This is a genomic window from Pseudaeromonas pectinilytica, assembly GCF_054780855.1.
The window spans coordinates 17,053-35,799 of record NZ_BAAGVN010000346.1 but is presented as its reverse complement, the minus strand read 5'-3'; the positions used below and the strand labels follow the sequence as shown (position 1 = coordinate 35,799).

Here is an 18,747-nt window from a genome sequence, read left to right as displayed (position 1 = left end):
GCCCATTCGGCAGGCCGTCAACTAAGCCCGCCCGGCGGGTTGGGGAGCGAGTATCCGACTTTGGATTTGATCAACAAGGCCGGAAATAATGGATCCGCGCTCCGGGTTGATGGGGAGCATCAAGGGGCAATGGCTGCTGATGAGCATCCAGCACCAGATTTCGCTCGAAGCGGCTGCGCCAGACCGCAGGGGAGATGGCCGGAAAGTGGTGGCATAGGCTGGCAAGCAGGCAGGGCCAATAGCCTTGTGGTTGCACCCAGGTGCTGGCCTTGATGGCGACGGAGTGCGAAGCACTAGGGGCCGGCGGAAACTTCGGGGAGGCGCTTCTGGTGTGTGGGGACATGGTGAATATTTCTAGTCTAAAGCGGCCGTGCCGGTTATTTCTCGAAGTAGCGTCCGACTCGATAGCGTTTATCTTCAGCGCAAACAGCTGGCGCTCGGCCATGATGGCAATTGATCTACCCTCTTGTCTGCTACGGCGCCCGCTGCTGCGGGCGGCGAGCAATTTAGCATAACCCGTGGCGCGGATCACGCAGCTGGATGCTGAATAGCGGTTTGTTGGTGGATTGGGTCGAGTAGGCGATTGATGGTGAATAAAATGTGACGCCCCTCACAAAAGTGTTGCGTGGATCACATTTATCGCTTTATGATGCATCTGAGGTCGTCAAACAAGACCCTCTCACATCATCCACAAGGAGAACCACCATGTTTAACTACGATCCCCTGTGCTTTGCCTTCCTGAGCCAACTGCTGAACGACAAGAAAAACAGCAATAACGGCTCTACCCGTAACTAAGCGCCGCTTCGGTTTGACGCTATGTCATCCTGAGATTAAGGAGAATTGCCATGTTTAATTATGATGCACTCTGTTTTGCCTTTCTGAGCCAGGTCCTGACTGGTCAGCAACAGTCAAACCAAGCTGTTCCCCGTGACTGAGTCCTCCTCACTTCACGACTTGTCGATGTAGTGCCCGATCAGGGCCCACCCTTCCATGATCACCTTTCTATTTGCCTTCATCAACGGACCCGCATAACGCGGCGGGGGCATATATTGGTGCTTCTACCTCTTTTGTATTGCCTGCTACCAATGATTGCCCTGCTTCACAGTCGGATTCCTATTAGTCGATTGGCACCCGTAAGACTGGTCTTGCTATGTGTCATAGGCATTCGAAAAGAGGATTAACGTCCGTGCGCAACCCTACTCCCCATTACTTCACGCGCAACAGCTGATGGCTGCACCCATCGAGATTGAATTGTACCGTCTGCGAGCGTTGTAGCTGTTCGACGCGTTGCAACATGATCTCGCTATAGCCCTTACGCCGCATCCACTGCATCGGCTCAGCAAAGCTGTCTTCATTGACCACAAAGGTGTCAGAGTAGCTTTCGTGGTGGATACTGACGATCCAGATGCGTTGTTGGAAATCCAGTAGCTTGCCCAGCGAGGCCAAGAGTGATCCTCCGCTCAGGAGCTGGGTGAGGTTGTGAGGTATGAGTTTTTTCAGCATAGGCCTATCGTGTCCCAAGTCCGGTATCCCCATAGTAGCATCGGTGCCTTGACCTCGGCTCTGACGATGACGCTGCTGAATCTGCGAAAACTGGAGACCACAACCATCAGCATGGAGTGCTGAAAAATAAAAAGGACCGACAACAGATAGTTGTCAGTCCTTTTTGTATATGGTGGCCCTTGAGGGACTTGAACCCGCGACCAAACGATTATGAGTCGTCTGCTCTAACCAACTGAGCTAAAGGGCCAAATGTGGTCAGGATTATAGAGACCCTGACCCAGATAGTCCAGATATCAACAAGTTAGATGTCTATAAAAGCATCAACTGGTTGAGTATCACTCTTACTCGTCGAGGAAGCTACGCAGCACTTCCGAGCGGCTGGGGTGACGCAGCTTGCGCAGAGCCTTGGCTTCGATCTGGCGGATACGTTCCCGGGTGACGTCGAATTGCTTACCGACTTCTTCCAGGGTGTGATCCGTATTCATATCGATACCGAACCGCATGCGCAGAACCTTGGCTTCCCGGGCGGTCAGACCGGCCAGCACATCGCGGGTAGCGGCGCGCAGGCTTTCCGCTGTCGCTGCATCAGCTGGCAGAGCGAGGGTGGTATCCTCGATAAAGTCACCCAAGTGGGAGTCTTCATCATCACCGATGGGGGTTTCCATCGAGATAGGCTCTTTGGCGATTTTCAGCACTTTGCGGATCTTGTCTTCCGGCATTCCCATGCGCATGGCCAGCTCTTCCGGGCTCGGTTCACGCCCCATCTCTTGCAGCATCTGCCGGGAGATCCGGTTCAGCTTGTTGATGGTTTCGATCATGTGTACCGGGATGCGGATAGTTCTGGCCTGATCCGCAATCGAACGGGTGATAGCCTGACGGATCCACCAAGTCGCGTAGGTCGAGAACTTGTAACCGCGACGATATTCGAATTTATCGACCGCCTTCATCAAGCCGATGTTGCCCTCCTGGATCAGATCCAGGAATTGCAGACCTCGGTTGGTGTACTTCTTGGCAATAGAGATCACCAGACGCAAGTTGGCCTCAACCATCTCTTTCTTGGCGCGGCGGGCCTTAGCCTCACCGATGCTCATGCGACGGTTGATATCTTTGATCTGGGAAATGGACAGACCGGTTTCCACTTCTACCTGCTGAAGCTTGGCAACGCCACGCTCCACTTCTTCGCTGACATCCTGCAGCGCGGTAGACCAGGATTTACCAGCGGCCAGTGCCTGATTGAACCAAGCCAGATCGGATTCTTTGTTGGTGAACAGAGTGACGAAATTTTTCTTCGGCATCTTGGCCCGTTCAACACAGCTCTTGAGGATGATGCGTTCCTGTACTCGGACTCGCTCCATCATTTCGCGCATGTTGTTAACCAGACGGTCAAACTGCTTGGGAACCAGACGGAACTGACGGAATACATCCGCCAGATGCTGGATCTCTTCCCGCGTCCGACTGTCTTCACGACCATAGGATTTGATCGATTCACGGGTTACTTCGGATTGGGAACGCAACTCGCCGAATTTTTCGCGCGCCAGTTCCGGATCCGGGCCACCGTCGTCGTCACTGTCGTCGTCATCACCCTCTTCGTCTTCTTCTTCCTCATCGTCCTCATCCGCCAACTCATCTTCACTGAGCTCGGAACCGATGTGGGTTGCGGTAGGCGGAAGATCGTCTTCGTCGAGATTGACGAAACCGGCGATGATGTCACCGAGACGGATCTGGCCGGCTTCGTACTTGTCGTACTGATCCAGCAGGTAGGTGATGGCCTCAGGATACTCGGCAACCGAGCTTTGTACCTGATTGATACCATCTTCAATGCGTTTGGCGATGTCGATTTCGCCTTCGCGAGTAAGCAGCTCGACGGTCCCCATTTCCCGCATGTACATGCGGACCGGGTCCGTGGTCCGACCAATCTCGGACTCTACCGAAGCAAGCACCTGAGCGGCGGCTTCTGCGGCATCTTCATCTTGAGCCGTTTCGGTCATGATCAGATCATCGGCATCAGGGGCGCTTTCTACCACCTGAATACCCATGTCATTGATCATCTGAATAATATCTTCGATCTGATCCGAATCAACGATATCTTGAGGCAGATGATCGTTCACCTCGGCATAGGTCAGGTATCCCTGTTCCTTGCCCTTGGCAACGAGGAGTTTAAGCTGCGACTGCGGGGTATGCTCCATAGAACTCATCCGGTTGGTGTTGCTTGTTTGCGCCAGAAATGCGCGTAGTTGCGCAAACCGCCGATCATACTAAAAATCGACCAGTTTTGCACGTTGACCATGATGAATGCGTAAAAAGACCGTTGCCCAAGGCTTGTGGCCAGGCGATGCGGTCTCTGTAATGCGGTTATCTTCAATTTCGTTTTGATAGTTCCCGTGAACCGGGCGTGCCTATGATATAGGGATAATGACTAATAATTACAAGTTTAAATTGCTTAACCGGCATTATTTTTTTGTTTGGTCTCGTTCAGCAACAACATCAGTTCCTGTTTTTCATCATGGCTCAGCCCGCCATTCGTGGCTTTGTTTTGCAACTCGGCCATGCGCTGCTCTAAAAATAAGTCGATGAGGCGAGCGCAAGTATCTTCCAGCTCTTGCAGAATATTCTCTCCGGCAGTGATCTCGTCCAGCATGGCGAGTCGTGCCAAACCTTCCCCTTCCTTGGTGCCACGCCACTGTTCCAGTAATTGGCCGGTGGTCATTGGGTTGTGGTGCAGTTGGGTCAGGAGTTGCAGCAAAAAACCGATCCCGGGTTCTCGTAATCCGAGCAACTCATGGGGCAGGGGAGGTAACTGGGCTGCAATCTGCGGGTATTGAACGATGAGGGCGAGGGCGCGTCGCACCGGCGTCAGTTTCATCTTGCCTGGCCGCTGTACGGAGGCCGGTTGCTGCTCTTCTTTTTCCTGACGAGCGAAGATGTCGCGCAGACGGCGCTCGTTTTCGCCCCAGCGCAGTCGCTGGGAGAGCTTGGTGATCAATCCTTCACGGGTGAAGCCTTCGGGTACCCGACGAATCAGTGCCACGGCTTTGTTCGCCAGTTCATTCTGCCCGGCTTCGCCCGAAAGATTCAGATCACGGGTTAGGCGTTCAAATAGAAACTCGCTGAAGGGTTGCGCCTGGTCGAGATAGGCCTCGAAAGCCTCACGGCCATGGGCGCGGACAAAGGAGTCCGGATCGTGCTCGGCTGGAAGGAAGGCGAATTTGAGTTCCCGACCATCCTGCAGGCCGGGCAGTGCGTTTTCCAGCGCCCGCCAGGCAGCTTCACGGCCAGCATTGTCACCATCGTAGCAGCAGATGATTTCCGGCGCGGTCCGAAACAGTAACTGCATATGGTCACTGGTCGTTGCGGTACCGAGAGAAGCAACCGCATAGTCGATGCCATATTGGGCCAGCGCAACTACATCCATATACCCTTCCACGATCAGAATGCGGCTTGGGTTGCGATGGGCTTCCTTGACTTCGAAGAGGCCAAATAGCTCACGCCCCTTATGGAAGATAGGGGTTTCTGGGGAGTTGAGGTATTTCGGTGTGCCCTCGCCGAGCACCCGGCCACCGAAGCCGATGATCCGGCCACGGCGATCGCGAATGGGGAACATTATACGGTCGCGGAACCTGTCATAGCTGCCGCCATTATCTTTCTGGATCAGCATGCCTAATGTAACCAGCTGTTGTTCCTGCTCACGGCCACGAGCCAACAGTTGCCGCAGTCCGTCCCAGCCGGCGGGCGCATAACCAATGCTGTATTTTTTTACAATTTCCCCGCTCAGGCCGCGGCCTTTGAGATAGTCGATGGCGGCTTTTGATTGCCGCAATTGACCCTGGAAAAAACGACTGGCTTGTTCCATCAGCTGATACTGATCGGCGCTGATCACGGGGGCGGGTTGCGAAGGGCCGTAGCTGCCATTTTCTTCACGGGGAACCGTCAGACCGAGTTGACCGGCCAGATCTTCGATGGCATCCGGGAAGTTCAGACCATCAAATTCCATCAAAAAGCCGATGGCATTACCATGGGCTCCACAACCGAAACAGTGGTAGAACTGTTTTTCCTGACTGACCGAGAAGGAGGGGCTTTTCTCGTTATGAAACGGGCAGCAAGCCTGATAGTTCTTGCCTGCTTTTTTCAGCCGGACTCGGCTGTCAATCAGCTCGACAATATCGGTGCGAGCCAGCAAGTCATCGATAAAGGATTGGGGGATCTTGCCTGCCATGTCGGGATCTGCTCATTGAATTACAGGATAGCGGAACGGATCAGCGGACTTGAGGAGTAAGCTGCCGGGACAGATAAGGTCGCATAAAAAAATAAGCCGCGCTATCACAGGATGCGCGGCTCATGGTCGAAATGTCTTGCTTATGGATTACGCCAGACGCGCCTTGATCTTGGCACTGACGAGACCCATATCTGCGCGCCCCTGAAGTCGGGGGCGGAGTGCATTCATCACCTTCCCCATGTCTTGCATGCCAGTAGCGGCAAGCTGGGTCACGGTGCTGTCAATCAGAGCGTCGATTTCGGCCTCGCTCAATGGCTGAGGCAAAAAGGCTTGCAGGACAATGATCTCGGCAGATTCTACATCCACCAGATCCTGACGTCCCGCAGCTTCGAACTGACTGATGGAGTCTTTGCGCTGTTTGACCATTTTGGTCAGCACAGCAATGATCTCTTCATCATTCAGAACGGTACGCGTATCGACCTCTTTCTGTTTAATCTCGGCCATCAACAGACGGATAGTACCGACGCGAGCCTTATCTTTGGCAAGCATCGCCGTCTTCAATTCACTCTTCAGTTGTTCCTGCAGAGACATGGCCGAGGCACTCCGATTTAGCGCGAAGAATTAGTACAGACGGTTACGACGAGCGTTTTCGCGAGCCAGCTTCTTGGCATGACGCTTAACGGCGGATGCCTTGGCGCGCTTGCGAATAGTGGTCGGCTTTTCGTAGAACTCACGGCTACGCACGTCGGCCAGGATACCGGCCTTTTCGCAGGAACGCTTGAAGCGACGCAGAGCGACATCAAACGGCTCGTTTTCACGTACTTTAATTACTGGCATGTGCCTCTCACCTCAGAGATAGATATTTTACGGCTAGCAACAAACACCAAAACGATGTTGAGCAGCCCGAGTAAAAATGGTGCGAAATTCTAATCCGATTGGGCGGCTAAAGTAAACCCTTATCAGAAGAGACTGGTTTAAAAAACCGGCGGAGGGTAACATACCGCCCTCAATTTTCCAGTGGTTTTTTCCCCGCCATGCGTGTTTTAGGTATTGAAAGCTCCTGCGACGAGACCGGGATCGCGATCTACGACGATCAACAAGGGATCCTCTCCCATCAACTCTACAGCCAGGTCAAGTTGCACGCCGATTACGGCGGTGTGGTTCCTGAGCTCGCGAGCCGGGATCATGTGCGCAAAACTTTGCCGTTGATCCAGGCTGCGTTGGCTGAATCCGGCTGCACGGCCGCCGATATCGATGGCATCGCTTATACGGCAGGGCCTGGTCTAGTCGGGGCCCTGTTGGTAGGGGCCACTATAGGGCGTAGTCTGGCACTGGCATGGAATAAACCGGCAGTCGCCGTGCATCACATGGAAGGCCACTTGTTAGCTCCCATGCTGGAAGAGCATGCGCCCGAGTTTCCGTTTTTGGCGTTGTTGGTTTCCGGTGGTCATACCCTGCTGGTGCGGGTTGATGGTATTGGTCGGTATCAGATCCTGGGAGAGTCCATCGATGATGCCGCGGGTGAAGCCTTCGACAAGACGGCCAAGCTGCTGGGACTGGATTATCCTGGCGGCGCCTTGCTGTCGAAGATGGCTGAAAGCGGGACTCCGGGGCGTTTTGTGTTCCCGCGGCCGATGACGGATCGTCCCGGACTGGATTTCAGTTTCTCCGGCCTCAAGACTTTCGCCGCCAACACGATTCGAGCTCAAGGCACAGATGCTCAGACCAAGGCGGATATCGCTCATGCCTTCCAGTGTGCTGTCGTGGATACTCTGGCCATCAAGTGCAAACGGGCACTCAAGGAGACTGGCCTGAAACGGCTGGTCATGGCTGGCGGCGTGAGCGCGAATCGGCAATTACGCGCCCAGTTGGCGCAGATGATGACCGAGTTGGGTGGCGAAGTATTCTATCCGCGCCCTGAATACTGCACCGATAACGGCGCCATGATTGCCTATGCCGGTTTGCAGCGTTTGAAAGCCGGTCATACCGTGGGTCTTGAGCTCAGCGTACAACCGCGCTGGAGCCTGGATACCTTGTTACCGGTTGCGTAGGCGCGTACAGGCTTCCTGGATTGTTAACGCCGCCCTAATCGGGGCGGCGTTTTTGTTTGCGACGCCAGATCTTGTCCTCCTGGCCGTTGAGCAGGCGCAGGATGTTTTCATGGTGGCGATAGACAATCAGGGCACACAGCATGGCTACTGGCATGGTGAATTCCGGCTTTAGCCAATAGGTGTAGAGAGGTGCCAGCAAGGCGGCGATGAGCGCCGCGAGCGAGGAGTAGCCACTGAGCAGTAGGACAATAACCCAGGTGCTGAGCATCATGGCCCCCATGTCCAGGCCGATGGGCAACATGGCCCCCAGCGCGGTGGCGACGCCCTTACCGCCCTGGAAGTGAAAAAACAACGGATACATGTGTCCGAGGCAGGCCGCGACGCCGATCAAACCGAGAAAAAACGGCGTCACCCCCAGATACCAGGCCAGATAGACAGGTGCAGTGCCTTTGCTCATATCGCAGAGCAACACCAGGACAGCCGCCGAGCGCCCGCCTAGACGCAGCACATTGGTGGTGCCTGGATTATGGGAGCCGTGTTCGCGGGGATCGGGCAGGCCATAGCAGCGGCTGACCAATACGGCGCTGGAAATGGAGCCGCCCAGGTAGGCGAGCATGATCATGGCAAAGCTTAAGGCTGTCATTGGCTCTCAAGGGTTGTCTTGGTGAGGGACTGGGGTAAGATCCATCCTCAATCGGGCAAATCATAGGCCCAAATGGGCAAAAGAGGTATCCGACCTCTGCAGGTTAACAGAAGAGAGAAACAAATGGACAAGGTGTTTATCGCCGGTTTAGAGGTGCTCTGTACTATTGGTGCCTACGAATGGGAAAAAGGGATCCAGCAGAAGTTGGTGTTCGATCTGGAGATGGATTTCGATAACCGTCCGGCGGGATTGCAGGATGATCTGGCGCTGGCGCTGGATTACGCCACCGTGGCCTCCCGGGTTACGGCACTCGTGCAGTCCGAACCCGTTGAATTGGTTGAAACCATGGCCGAGCGGGTCGCAGCTCTGATTTTGCAGCAGTTTCCGGTACCCAAAGTGCGTGTCCGGGTTACTAAGCCGACGGCTGTGGTGACGGCTCGTGGTGTCGGTGTCGAGATCGTGCGGGAGGCCTGATGGCGCTCATCTACATCGGTGTGGGAAGCAATATTGACCGCGAGCATTTTGTTCGCAGCGGTATTCAGGCGTTAGCGGCCCATTTTGCAGACCTGCGTCTATCGACCGTCTACGAGAGTCAGGCGGTCGGTTTTAATGGTTCCAATTTTTATAATCTGGTGGTGGAAGCCCGGACCGGGCAGTCGGTGGCCGAGGTGCTGGTGACGCTCAAGCAGATTGAGTACGCCCATGGTCGGCCACTGAATGCCAAGAAGTTTTCCGCTCGGACTCTGGATCTGGATCTGCTGTGCTATGACCAGTTGGTGCAGGATGAGCCGGTGGAGTTACCGCGGGCCGAAATTCTGAGTAATGCCTTTGTGTTACGGCCATTGGCCGAGCTGAATCCCGAACTCGTTCACCCCCGGTTGGGCCTATCGGTAGCCGCCCTATGGCAAGCCTATGATGCCGGCCGTCAGCCCTTGACGCCGGTTGCAATCGAGTGGCAATTATCTACCGGGGAGTATCTGGTTCGTGTCTGATCTGCACGCTGTCATTTTGGCTCTGTTACAGGGGCTGACCGAATTTTTGCCGGTATCCAGCTCGGCGCATCTGATTTTGCCCTCGCAACTGCTGGGCTGGCCGGATCAGGGGTTGGCCTTTGATGTGGCGGTACATTTGGGGACCTTGGCGGCCGTATTACTCTATTTTCGACGTGATATCGCGCAGATGGTTCTCTCCTGGGGGCGTTCTATCCACTCCCGCCGGTGTGATGAGCATGGGCGCCTAGCCTGGTTCATCGTACTGGCGACTCTGCCTGCAGCGATTGCTGGTTTGTTGCTGAATGATTTTATTAGCAGTCACCTACGAGCCGCCGTGGTGATTGCCATCAGCACCGTCAGTTTTGGTCTACTGATGGCCGTTGCTGATCGGATTGGACGTAAGACTCAGCCCCTGGCCAGCTTGACGCTCAAACAGGCGTTGCTGATTGGCTGTGCCCAGGCTATCGCCCTTATCCCCGGCACTTCGCGCTCCGGCATCACCATGACCATGGGTCTGTTGCTCGGGTTGACTCCGCAGGCTGCCGCACGGTTTTCATTTTTACTCTCGGTGCCGGTGATTCTCATGGCTGCAGGTTACGAGGGTTTGCATCTGCTCAATAGTCCGGATGTGGTGGCGTGGCGTGAAATCGGCATCGGCATCTGTGTCTCGTTTGTCAGCGCCTTGCTGGTGATCCACCTGTTCCTCAAGATGTTGGCACATATTGGCCTGTGGCCCTTTGTCCTTTATCGCTTGTTGCTGGGGGCTGGGCTGCTGCTCTTTGTCGTCTGAAACAGTGAAGGGGCCTCATGGCCCCTTCATCGTTTACTGGGTTTGGTCTGCGATTGGCGCCAGCCATTCGACGTTGCTGAGTCGCGTCCGCTAGCGCTCCAGCCAGCGTTCGCGGACGGCGCGAATGGCCAGTTGCCGCTCCCGGCCCAGCTTCTGCCGGATCGCTTCACCCTGGTAACCGGCGGCAATAATGGGTTGTACCGGAACGGCCTGTGCTGCGGCGAAGGCTTCAGCGACATAATCAGGCTCTGGATATTCCCGCTCGGCAAATCCCAGACGACCATGAAAATCGGCGCGGCAGCAATCGAGCAGCTGAGCTAGCCGCTGCGGACGCCGCCAGGCGTCGAGTTTGTCGAACAATCGCAGCAGGGTCACGGTTCTGAGCTCGGTGGCGATATGAATGAGACAATGGAATTCGCTGACCAGCAAGGCCAGATCCCGGCACTCGTTGGGTACCCGGTAGCGGCTGCAGAAGTCGCGGATCAGCGGCAGGCCTCGTTCACCATGACCGTGGTGGCTGGGCAAGATCTCGGCGGGCGTCTCGGCCTTGCCAAAGTCATGACACACGGTAGCAAACCGGACGCTCACCTCGGGACTGATCCGGGCGGCTTGCTCGATCGCCATCAGGGCGTGGATGCCGGTGTCAATTTCCGGGTGCCACTGCGGACGGGCCGGCACTCCAAACAACCGATCCAGCTCCGGGAACAGGACGGCGAGGGCTCCGCAATCCCGCAGTACCTGAAAGAACACCTGCGGATTTTCGCCGCCCAGTACCTTTTCCAGCTCTTTCCAGACTCGCTCCGGCGTCAGATGGGCGAGCTCACCACTGCGTGCGATATCGCCCATCAGCGCCAGGGTTTCCCCTGCGATCCGGAATCCCAGGTTATGAAAACGCGCGGCGAAGCGAGCCGCACGTAGCACCCGCAGCGGATCTTCACTGAACGCGGGTGATACATGCCGTAACAGCCGGGCCTTGAGGTCGGCCTGACCGCCGTAAGGATCGTGCAGCTGACCCTCGGCATCCTCGGCGATGGCGTTGATGGTGAGATCCCGACGCAGCAGATCCTCTTCCAGGGTGACCTCGGGGGCGGCATAGCAGGCAAATCCGGTGTAACCATGACCCTGTTTGCGCTCGATACGGGCCAGGGCATACTCTTCGCGAGTGCGCGGGTGCAGAAATACCGGGAAATCCCGGCCCACTGGCTCGTAGCCCTCGGCGAGCAACTCCTCGGCGTGAGCACCGACCACCACATAGTCGCGCTCCTTGACCTCGAGCCCCAAGAGTCGATCCCGTACCGCGCCACCCACCAGATAAACTTGCACAACCACCTCGCTTTGACCTTGAAACCGTGATTCTTCGGGGTCTTATCCCCCCGTGCTAACAAGCAGAGTATATCCGCTTTGACATCCCATGGTGCTGGCTTTAACCTGCCGCCTATTCGTAGGAACAGCAGACAGCCTTGCGGTCGAGCCTCGGGCTTGGTGAGACAGGGTTGTCTGTGTTGCTCCTCGCCGGGAGAGTCACTATGTACAAAACGTTCTTTGGCCTGACGGAGAGTCCGTTTTCCATCTCGCCAAACCCCAAATACCTCTATATGAGCGAGCGCCACACCGAAGCGCTGGCCCATCTGAACTATGGTTTGCGCGAAGGCGGTGGTTTTGTATTGCTCACCGGTGAGGTGGGTACTGGCAAAACCACGGTATCTCGTTGCCTGCGCCAGCAACTGCCAGAGGATACCGATCTGGCGTTGGTGCTCAACCCGACGCTGACCGAGCGCGAATTGATGGCCTCAATTTGCGATGAATTCAAGCTGGCCTACACCGCCGAGGCCGGCATCAAGGAGTTGTTCGATCTGCTGCGCGATTACCTGCTGGCCAACCGGGCGGCAGGACGCAAGACGCTCTTGCTGATCGATGAGGCCCAGCACCTTTCTGCCGAGGTTCTGGAGCAGTTGCGGTTGCTGACCAATCTGGAAACCGATGATGCCAAACTGCTACAAGTGGTACTGATCGGCCAGCCGGAGCTACAGCAGCTCTTGCGCCAACCGTTATTGCGGCAACTGGCACAACGGATTACCGCACGTTATCACCTCTTGCCACTGTCGCGCGACGACGTCGACGCCTATGTGCGATTCCGCTTGCAGGTCGCCGGTTGTGTGCAGCCCATCTTTACGCCCGTGGCGATCCGGGCTTTGCATCGCCTCAGTGGCGGTATTCCCCGCATCATCAACTTGATTGCCGAACGAGCTCTGCTAGGCGCTTATGCCGAAGGGCAGGCGAAGATCAGCGACAAGGTGGTGGTACAAGCCGCCTATGATGCCATGGGGGTGCAAGATAAAGGCACCAGTGGTTGGGGTGTTGCAGCCTTTGCTCTGTGTGGTCTGCTTATGCTGGGGGCTGGCTGGCTTGGCTGGCAGCACTGGGGGTTCTTCCCCGAGCAGCAAGTGCATCGCGTCGAGGTGCCGATCAAGTTGCCGCCGGATGCCAAACTGATGAAACATTTCGAGAAGTCGCTGCAGCAGGCCGTCTATCAGGATGAAGCCATGTTGACCCTGTTCCGGGTCTGGGGCTTCGAGCCGTCGCTGGATGAGGCCAACTGTGATGCAGCATCGCGGGTCGGCTTGCTCTGCCAGCAGGGCAGTGGGCCGCTGGATGAGCTGGTGTCGCTGGATCATCCGGCGGTTGTACGTTTGTATGACGAGAATGCCACCGAGTTTTACGCCGACCTGTTGCGGATTGACGACAAGGAAGCGGATCTGCTGGTGGATGGTGAGGCCTGGACGGTAACCCGTGACTGGCTGACCCAGGCCTGGGGGGATGAGTACACCTTGCTGTGGCGCTTGCCGAAGAGCGGATCTCGCAGCATAACGCCACGCAGCAACAAGGCCGATCTGCAATGGCTGGAGAATGCCCTGAGCCGGGCGTTCAAGGAGCGGCCGCGTAAAGTAAGCAAGTTTGACAGTGAATTGGCGGCCAAGCTCAAGCGCTTCCAGGAAAATGAAGGTCTCAAGCCGGATGGTGTCGCGGGAACCCAGACGCTGATCCGCCTCAATGCCCGTAGTCGGGAACCCATGCCGCGTCTGGATCGACCGCTGGATGAGCTCAACGCCAGCGCACCACCTCAGGAACAGGGAGCCAGCTGATGTCTATTCTGCTATCTGCCAAACGGCAGCATGAACGTCCGGGACATGCCTTCGAGGCGAGTCTGGGACTGGGAGTCGAGCGGGAGCGGCAATGGTTGGGGCCGCTGCTGGCCTGGCTCATCGGCTTACCCTTGTGTCTGGTGTTGGGCGCTGCGGCCAACTATGGATGGCACTGGTGGCACAATCAGCCGATTGAGGAGCGGGTCGAGCTCAAGGAGCCAACTCCGTTACCCTATCGTCTGGCTTCGACCGCCTACGAGTTCACCACAATACCGTTCCCGATAGCTCCGGAGATGACCGAAGTGGTGATGCCGGCTCAGACCGTGGCACCCCGGGCGACGGATCCTCTGAGTAACATGAATATGGATGGCGTATCTCCTGCGTTGGCCCAGCGCTTTATGCAGGCAGTGCAGGCCGCACCCGGTGAGCCCGGGGCCAGCGAGATCCAGCCGGTGGCCGAAGTGGCTCCGCCCTCGGCGACAGCGCTGGCCGATTTGCCGGCGGGGATCAGCAATCAGGTGCCGGCGTTGCGTTACAGCTCCCATGTCTACTCCTCGACGGCCAGCAATCGCATCGTGACGCTGAATGGTCGGGATTATCATGAAGGGGATGAGATCGCCCCGGGCGTCAAGCTGCTGCAGATCCAGGCCGATTACAGCATCTTCCGCGTCGGGCGGCAGAGTTTCAGTCTGCAATCCCTCACCGACTGGAATGGTCCGCAGTAGGCGGTTGCAGTCGAGGAAAACAAAAAAGCGCCGGATCCGGCGCTTTTTTTATCGAGTTCAGTGCTTTCTTGGGCTCAGGCTTGGGTTCAGGCCGGATCAGTTCATCCAGCGATCTTTGCTGCGTCGACGGGGACGTGGCAGATAGGGCAGCAGCAGGCCGAGTAACAGGCCGACCCCGGCGATATAGCCGCCTTCGCGCCACCAACGATATTGCTGATCCTGCTCCTTGGTACCCAAGTCTTGCTGCAATTTTTGTTTTTGCTGGCGCAGGGTTTGTAGCTCCTTGCCTTGCTCTGTCAGTTGCTGCTCTTGCTGGCTGACTTGCTGTTCGAGCAGGGTCAGGCGCTCCCGTTTTTCCTTCAGCTCCCGGGCCTGATCGGAATCTATGTTATCCATTTTCAACTGCAGCTGGCGGAGTTGCTCCTGCAAGGTGGCAACCTGGGTCCTATAACTGGGGGCTGTTTGCAACTCCTTGCCGAGGATCCAGGCAGTTCGTCCCTTACCATCGATGATTTGGGCGTACTTGCCACTGGCATCCAGGGCCAGAAACTGCACCTTATCACCCGCTTTGACGCTGCCGAGGATCCGGTATTGCTTGCCCGGACCGCCATGCAGATAGGTGAAGATATCATCGGAAACATAGCGGCTGACGCCTGAGCTAGGCGTTGTGCTGGTGGCTGATTCCTGCATGGCGGCAGGAGTGGGCTCTGGTGCCGCAGCGGAGGGTGAGGGTTCGGCCAATGCCACACTCACGGGCAGGCTCATGGCGAGCAGCAAGGCTACAGGAGTCGCTTTCACACTGGATATCCATCAGAAGGAGGAGTCGGCAGCATAAGCGGCACGGCACTTTCCGACAAGCCCCGACAGAAGGCAATGTGGCGGTGGTGGCACTCCATGCCCCTCTGTGTCCGCCATCTGCTCGCCATCCTGGCAGTTAGAGCCCAGCCCCTGGTATGTCTCGGTGCTGTCTCCGCAGCTACGTGGGGTTAATAGAATAGCCACTCCAGAGCCCAGAAGATGACGATGGACAGCAGGGCACCGGCGGGCAGGGTGATGACCCAGGAGATGACGATATTGCGCACCACCCCCAAGTTGATCGCGGCAATGCCCCGAGCCAGACCCACTCCCATAATGGCCCCGACTAGCGTCTGGGTGGTCGAGATGGGCAGCCCTGTCCCCGAGGCAATGACCACTGTGCTGGCGGTTGCCAGTTGGGCGGCAAAGCCGCGGCTCGGAGTCAGATGGGTGATGCCGGTGCCGACGGTCGCCATGACTCGCTTACCCATGATGGCGAGGCCGAGGACTATTCCGACCGCTCCTAGAGGTAGCACCCACCAGTCGAGATGACTCTTGGCCACTATCTGCCCGGCGTTGTTGACAGTGGCGGCAACAGCCGAGAGGGGACCTATGGCATTGGCGACATCGTTCGAGCCATGGGCAAACGCCATGGCACAAGCCGTTACCACCATCAGAATACCGAACACCTTCTCCACATTGGTGTAGTGCATCCGGATATCCGCCTGGGGATTAAAATGCATACGGCGAATGAAGAACCAGCCGACGACACCCGCCAGCAGGGCGATCAGGAACGAAATCAGCAGACTCTCGACAGTATCCAGTTGCAGACCTACATGTTTGAGCCCTTTTTGCAGGGTCACCACACAGAGCACCAGTGCCGTCAGAAAGATATAAAAAGGGCCTACCCGTTTGGCACTTTGCAAGGGATGGGGCCTATTGAAGATAAACCGCTGTACGCTGATAAACAGCAGATAAGCCAGCAATCCCGAGAGTGCGGGTGTCACGATCCAGGAGCCGACAATACCGGCAAACTTCCCCCACTGCACTGCATCGGCACCCACACTGACCAGGGTAAAGCCAACAATGGCACCGATGATGGAGTGGGTGGTGGAGACCGGCCATCCGTAGAAGGAGGCCAGCACCAGCCAGATCCCGGCTGCGAGCAGTGCTGCTATCATTCCCAGCACCAGCAGGTCCGGTTGGGCGCTGAAGGCGGTGCTGTCGATGATGCCATCCTTGATGGTGGCGGTCACTTCACCACCGGCCAGATAAGCACCGGCAAATTCGAATACCATGGCGATCAGGATCGCCTGGCGAATCGTTAATGACTTGGTGCCGACCGAAGTCCCCATGGCGTTGGCGACATCATTGGCGCCGATCCCCCAGGCCATCAGAAAGCCGAATGCAGCAGCAATCAGCACCAGCTGGGTGCCGTATTGAGTCAAAATATCCATCAATGAGTCTCGTCAGGGTTAGCTACGGGCGAGCATGAGTTCGAGGCGGGCGCCGACTCGGTCGGCTTGATCGGCCAGATCACCGATCTGATCCAGCACCTTGTAGAGGAAGATGGCATCGATTGGGTTCATCTGTGCTTCACGGGCATAGAGTTTTTGCCGCAGCTCTACTTGCAAGCGGTCGGTGTCATCTTCGATATCATCCAACTGCTGTACCATCTGCTCGACCAGTTCCAGCTCCTTGCCGCGAAAGCCAGTTTCCAGCAGATCATCCAGCTCGCCGATGGCCTGACTGGCAAGGGCCGTGGCATCCAGACAGCGGTTCAGATAGGCATCGAAATCATCTCCCAGCCCGGCAGGGATTGCCAGACGGCGGCCCAGCATGAGCCCGGCGATATCCTTGGCGCGATTGGCGATCTTGTCCTGCTGGCTTAATAGCTCCAGCAGATCGGTACGTGCTACTGGCATAAAGAGACCGCGAGGCAATTTCAGGCGAATATCGCGCTTGAGCTGATCCGCCTCGCGCTCCAGATGGGCTATCGCCTGCTGCTGTTGTGCCGCGCTATTCCAGTCGCCCGCTTCTACTGCCCGGAAAAAAGGTCGTAGCAAGGTGCAGCACTCATGTACCTTGCGGATATGCTCCTGCAGCGGAGTGAGTGGTGACTTGGCAAAGAGTCCTAATATGGTATTTACTGGCATGGCGATACCTATGCTGGTGAATTTATGTGCATTCTGACGATGCAGGCGCGCATCCTAACCGAAGCTGGATGCGGAAATAACACGGAAATTCATGTTAAATATAACGGTTAAATCTGCACATCCAGTAATGGGTGGCCTGGATCCCCTGTCTTGTGGACTTGTCTGATGACTACTGAAGTCGAATTAAAATTTTTAGCCAACCGGGATCTTTCTGCCGATCTGACCCGGCAAGTGACGGCTTATACCGTGTTGAGCCACACGGATCGGCACCTGGCCAATGTCTATTTTGATACCGAAGATCGGCGCCTGCGCAGCTGGCAATTTGGATTGCGGATCCGGACTCAGGATGGTCAGCATGAACAGACCATCAAGTGTCGCGGCCAGACCATCGGTGGCTTGCATCAGCGTCCGGAATATAATCTGCCGCTCGATGGCGAGTGGCCGCAGCTGGCGAGTTTTCCGGCGGAGATTTGGCCGCAGGGTTGTGATTTGGGCTCTCTGCAACAGGATATACGCCCCCAGTTCCGGACTGATTTTCGCCGTCAGGCTTGGCGGTTGCTGCTGGCCGACGGTACTGAGATCGAACTGGCGTTTGATCAGGGATTGATCGAGGCCTCCGGTCTGCAAGAGCCCTTGTGCGAGCTGGAGCTGGAGCTGATCAGCGGCGATGCGCTGAGCCTGTTTGGCGTCGCCCGGGAGCTGTTGGCGCTGGGCAATCTGCGGCTGGGGAGCATCTCCAAGGCGCAGCGTGGTTACCGTCTGGCCGGATTAACCCCGGAGCCGGAAGTTCAGCGCATGGGCTTCGTTCCGGTCAGCGAGACGATGCAGGTGGTCGATGGCCTGTTTGCGGTGTTCGGCTTTGCCTTCAATCACTGGCAGTACCATGAGCAGCTGTTTCTCGAACAACCTTCCCTGGCGGCTCTGACCCAGCTGCGTAACGGGGTCGCGCTGTTGCAACAGACCCAGCAATTCTTTGCCGATCTGCTGGTGCAGATGGCGCCTCGCCCCTGGCAGGATGAACTGAGCTGGCTGGAGCACGAGTTGCAGTGGCTGGATGAGGCCTTGGCGCTGGAGCGTTTGACCGCCGAGCGCGGCCATTATTTACGTGGTCTGCCGTGCCACGATCCGCTACTCCTGGCTCTGCAGCAGCGACAACGGCAACTACCTTCCTTGGCCGCCATGCAACAGCTGTGTTACTCCGCCCGTTATGCTCATTTGCTGCTGGATGTGAATCAATGGCTGTTTGCCGCCCAGAATGCCGCAGACCAGTTACCAGAGCTGGCGCGTTTGCCGCTGCGTCCCTATGCGCGCGCCGAGCTGGATCAGAGCTGGCAGGAGCTGCATCAGGGCGATATGCAGGAACCACAGTTGGAGTACAGCGCCTATCTGACGCTGGTCGGCAAACTGCGGCGTAATCTATTGGTGGGCGTCAGTTTTGCGGCCCTGTTTGATGATGAGCTGCAACAGGGCTTCCGACTACCCTGGTTGAATATCTTGCGGCGCATGGAAGAGCTGGAGCAGTTCGAGGTGTTGGATAAGGCGGCGGTCACCTTGAGCACCCAGGCGCGGTTGGAGTTGGAAGAGTGGCTGACGGCCAAGATTGAACCGCGACTCATCGAGCTGGATCAGGCCCGTCTGCAGGCTCGGGACATGCTGCCGTATTGGCAGCAATCTTCCTCGGCTGAGGAGTAAGTCTCAGCTTTTGTGTCTCTGTCCGAGGTGGGGATCCCACGGGC

The 18,747-nt window shown here is 56.8% G+C and carries 18 protein-coding genes and 1 tRNA gene; 7 read left to right on the top strand and 12 right to left on the bottom strand.

The annotated features are described in order from the left end of the window. Nucleotides 1–70 precede the first annotated feature (70 nt). From ACYVG7_RS16970 to rpsU, 7 genes are all read right to left on the bottom strand, one after another. Complete coding sequence (locus tag ACYVG7_RS16970; RefSeq protein WP_460884266.1) at nt 71–343, bottom strand: hypothetical protein; 273 nt, start codon at nt 341–343, stop codon at nt 71–73. Nucleotides 344–1,206: 863 nt separating this feature from the next. Continuing rightward, a complete protein-coding gene (locus ACYVG7_RS16965; protein ID WP_460884265.1) occupies nt 1,207–1,503 on the bottom strand; it encodes a hypothetical protein in 297 nt (98 codons plus the stop codon). Between the two features lie 170 nt (nt 1,504–1,673). Continuing rightward, nucleotides 1,674–1,750 (bottom strand) — tRNA-Ile (locus ACYVG7_RS16960). A 94-nt stretch (nt 1,751–1,844) separates the two neighbouring features. Further along, nucleotides 1,845–3,725 carry an RNA polymerase sigma factor RpoD gene (gene rpoD / locus ACYVG7_RS16955; protein WP_460884268.1) on the bottom strand — a complete coding sequence of 627 codons (1,881 nt, stop codon included), beginning with the start codon at nt 3,723–3,725 and terminating at the stop codon, nt 1,845–1,847. Nucleotides 3,726–3,943: 218 nt separating this feature from the next. Beyond that, nucleotides 3,944–5,716, bottom strand: coding sequence for a DNA primase (dnaG, locus tag ACYVG7_RS16950; protein ID WP_460884264.1), 1,773 nt, complete (start codon nt 5,714–5,716; stop codon nt 3,944–3,946). A gap of 147 nt (nt 5,717–5,863) precedes the next feature. After that, nucleotides 5,864–6,307: a GatB/YqeY domain-containing protein gene (locus ACYVG7_RS16945; RefSeq protein WP_460884263.1), complete on the bottom strand. Its 444-nt coding sequence runs from the start codon at nt 6,305–6,307 to the stop codon at nt 5,864–5,866. Between the two features lie 30 nt (nt 6,308–6,337). After that, entirely contained in the window at nt 6,338–6,553 is a 216-nt protein-coding gene (rpsU, locus tag ACYVG7_RS16940) for a 30S ribosomal protein S21 (protein ID WP_377154016.1), read from the bottom strand. 197 nt (nt 6,554–6,750) lie between these two features. Between rpsU and tsaD the strand changes: the two genes are divergently transcribed. Beyond that, nucleotides 6,751–7,767: a tRNA (adenosine(37)-N6)-threonylcarbamoyltransferase complex transferase subunit TsaD gene (gene tsaD, locus ACYVG7_RS16935; protein ID WP_460884262.1), complete on the top strand. Its 1,017-nt coding sequence runs from the start codon at nt 6,751–6,753 to the stop codon at nt 7,765–7,767. 34 nt (nt 7,768–7,801) lie between these two features. Here tsaD and plsY read toward each other — a convergent pair whose 3' ends face one another. Next, on the bottom strand, nt 7,802–8,410 hold the full coding sequence (gene plsY, locus ACYVG7_RS16930) for a glycerol-3-phosphate 1-O-acyltransferase PlsY (RefSeq protein ID WP_460884261.1): 609 nt from the start codon (nt 8,408–8,410) through the stop codon (nt 7,802–7,804). A gap of 123 nt (nt 8,411–8,533) precedes the next feature. On the opposite strand from plsY, the gene folB reads away from it, so the two are divergent. From folB to ACYVG7_RS16915, 3 genes are read left to right on the top strand one after another with little or no spacing between them, the layout of a single operon-like run. Beyond that, nucleotides 8,534–8,884 (top strand): dihydroneopterin aldolase, encoded by a 351-nt coding sequence (gene folB / locus ACYVG7_RS16925; protein ID WP_460884260.1) that lies wholly within the window; start codon nt 8,534–8,536, stop codon nt 8,882–8,884. Then, the gene (gene folK / locus ACYVG7_RS16920; RefSeq protein WP_460884259.1) at nt 8,884–9,402 is read left to right on the top strand and encodes a 2-amino-4-hydroxy-6-hydroxymethyldihydropteridine diphosphokinase; all 519 of its coding nucleotides are present in this window, start codon (nt 8,884–8,886) and stop codon (nt 9,400–9,402) included. Before folB ends, folK begins: the two co-directional genes overlap by 1 nt. Then, on the top strand, nt 9,395–10,192 hold the full coding sequence (locus ACYVG7_RS16915; protein WP_460884258.1) for an undecaprenyl-diphosphate phosphatase: 798 nt from the start codon (nt 9,395–9,397) through the stop codon (nt 10,190–10,192). Before folK ends, ACYVG7_RS16915 begins: the two co-directional genes overlap by 8 nt. A gap of 90 nt (nt 10,193–10,282) precedes the next feature. Here ACYVG7_RS16915 and ACYVG7_RS16910 read toward each other — a convergent pair whose 3' ends face one another. Then, on the bottom strand, nt 10,283–11,515 hold the full coding sequence (locus ACYVG7_RS16910; RefSeq protein WP_460884257.1) for a multifunctional CCA addition/repair protein: 1,233 nt from the start codon (nt 11,513–11,515) through the stop codon (nt 10,283–10,285). A 203-nt stretch (nt 11,516–11,718) separates the two neighbouring features. Here ACYVG7_RS16910 and ACYVG7_RS16905 point away from each other — a divergent pair, with 203 nt between their 5' ends. Next, nucleotides 11,719–13,335, top strand: coding sequence for an ExeA family protein (locus tag ACYVG7_RS16905; RefSeq protein ID WP_460884256.1), 1,617 nt, complete (start codon nt 11,719–11,721; stop codon nt 13,333–13,335). Further along, nucleotides 13,335–14,060 carry a type II secretion system assembly factor GspB gene (gspB, locus tag ACYVG7_RS16900; protein ID WP_460884255.1) on the top strand — a complete coding sequence of 242 codons (726 nt, stop codon included), beginning with the start codon at nt 13,335–13,337 and terminating at the stop codon, nt 14,058–14,060. Before ACYVG7_RS16905 ends, gspB begins: the two co-directional genes overlap by 1 nt. Before the next feature lie 96 nt (nt 14,061–14,156). On the opposite strand, the gene ACYVG7_RS16895 is transcribed toward gspB, so the two are convergent. From ACYVG7_RS16895 to ACYVG7_RS16885, 3 genes are all read right to left on the bottom strand, one after another. Beyond that, the gene (locus tag ACYVG7_RS16895; protein WP_460884254.1) at nt 14,157–14,858 is read right to left on the bottom strand and encodes a TIGR04211 family SH3 domain-containing protein; all 702 of its coding nucleotides are present in this window, start codon (nt 14,856–14,858) and stop codon (nt 14,157–14,159) included. 188 nt (nt 14,859–15,046) lie between these two features. After that, on the bottom strand, nt 15,047–16,312 hold the full coding sequence (locus ACYVG7_RS16890) for an inorganic phosphate transporter (RefSeq protein WP_460884253.1): 1,266 nt from the start codon (nt 16,310–16,312) through the stop codon (nt 15,047–15,049). 18 nt (nt 16,313–16,330) lie between these two features. Continuing rightward, on the bottom strand, nt 16,331–17,011 hold the full coding sequence (locus tag ACYVG7_RS16885) for a TIGR00153 family protein (protein WP_460884252.1): 681 nt from the start codon (nt 17,009–17,011) through the stop codon (nt 16,331–16,333). A gap of 165 nt (nt 17,012–17,176) precedes the next feature. On the opposite strand from ACYVG7_RS16885, the gene ACYVG7_RS16880 reads away from it, so the two are divergent. Further along, a complete protein-coding gene (locus tag ACYVG7_RS16880) occupies nt 17,177–18,703 on the top strand; it encodes a CYTH and CHAD domain-containing protein (RefSeq protein ID WP_460884251.1) in 1,527 nt (508 codons plus the stop codon). Nucleotides 18,704–18,747: the final 44 nt, after the last annotated feature.

What these genes read in the sequence shown, in the direction of transcription:
- ACYVG7_RS16885 (WP_460884252.1), bottom strand. Translation starts at nt 17,011, where the DNA reads ATGCCAGTAAATACCATATTAGGACTCTTTGCCAAGTCACCACTCACT.
- folK (WP_460884259.1), top strand. Translation starts at nt 8,884, where the DNA reads ATGGCGCTCATCTACATCGGTGTGGGAAGCAATATTGACCGCGAGCAT.
- ACYVG7_RS16880 (WP_460884251.1), top strand. Translation starts at nt 17,177, where the DNA reads ATGACTACTGAAGTCGAATTAAAATTTTTAGCCAACCGGGATCTTTCT.
- ACYVG7_RS16905 (WP_460884256.1), top strand. Translation starts at nt 11,719, where the DNA reads ATGTACAAAACGTTCTTTGGCCTGACGGAGAGTCCGTTTTCCATCTCG.
- tsaD (WP_460884262.1), top strand. Translation starts at nt 6,751, where the DNA reads ATGCGTGTTTTAGGTATTGAAAGCTCCTGCGACGAGACCGGGATCGCG.
- rpsU (WP_377154016.1), bottom strand. Translation starts at nt 6,553, where the DNA reads ATGCCAGTAATTAAAGTACGTGAAAACGAGCCGTTTGATGTCGCTCTG.
- plsY (WP_460884261.1), bottom strand. Translation starts at nt 8,410, where the DNA reads ATGACAGCCTTAAGCTTTGCCATGATCATGCTCGCCTACCTGGGCGGC.
- folB (WP_460884260.1), top strand. Translation starts at nt 8,534, where the DNA reads ATGGACAAGGTGTTTATCGCCGGTTTAGAGGTGCTCTGTACTATTGGT.
- ACYVG7_RS16945 (WP_460884263.1), bottom strand. Translation starts at nt 6,307, where the DNA reads ATGTCTCTGCAGGAACAACTGAAGAGTGAATTGAAGACGGCGATGCTT.
- ACYVG7_RS16965 (WP_460884265.1), bottom strand. Translation starts at nt 1,503, where the DNA reads ATGCTGAAAAAACTCATACCTCACAACCTCACCCAGCTCCTGAGCGGA.
- gspB (WP_460884255.1), top strand. Translation starts at nt 13,335, where the DNA reads ATGTCTATTCTGCTATCTGCCAAACGGCAGCATGAACGTCCGGGACAT.
- ACYVG7_RS16890 (WP_460884253.1), bottom strand. Translation starts at nt 16,312, where the DNA reads ATGGATATTTTGACTCAATACGGCACCCAGCTGGTGCTGATTGCTGCT.
- dnaG (WP_460884264.1), bottom strand. Translation starts at nt 5,716, where the DNA reads ATGGCAGGCAAGATCCCCCAATCCTTTATCGATGACTTGCTGGCTCGC.
- ACYVG7_RS16970 (WP_460884266.1), bottom strand. Translation starts at nt 343, where the DNA reads ATGTCCCCACACACCAGAAGCGCCTCCCCGAAGTTTCCGCCGGCCCCT.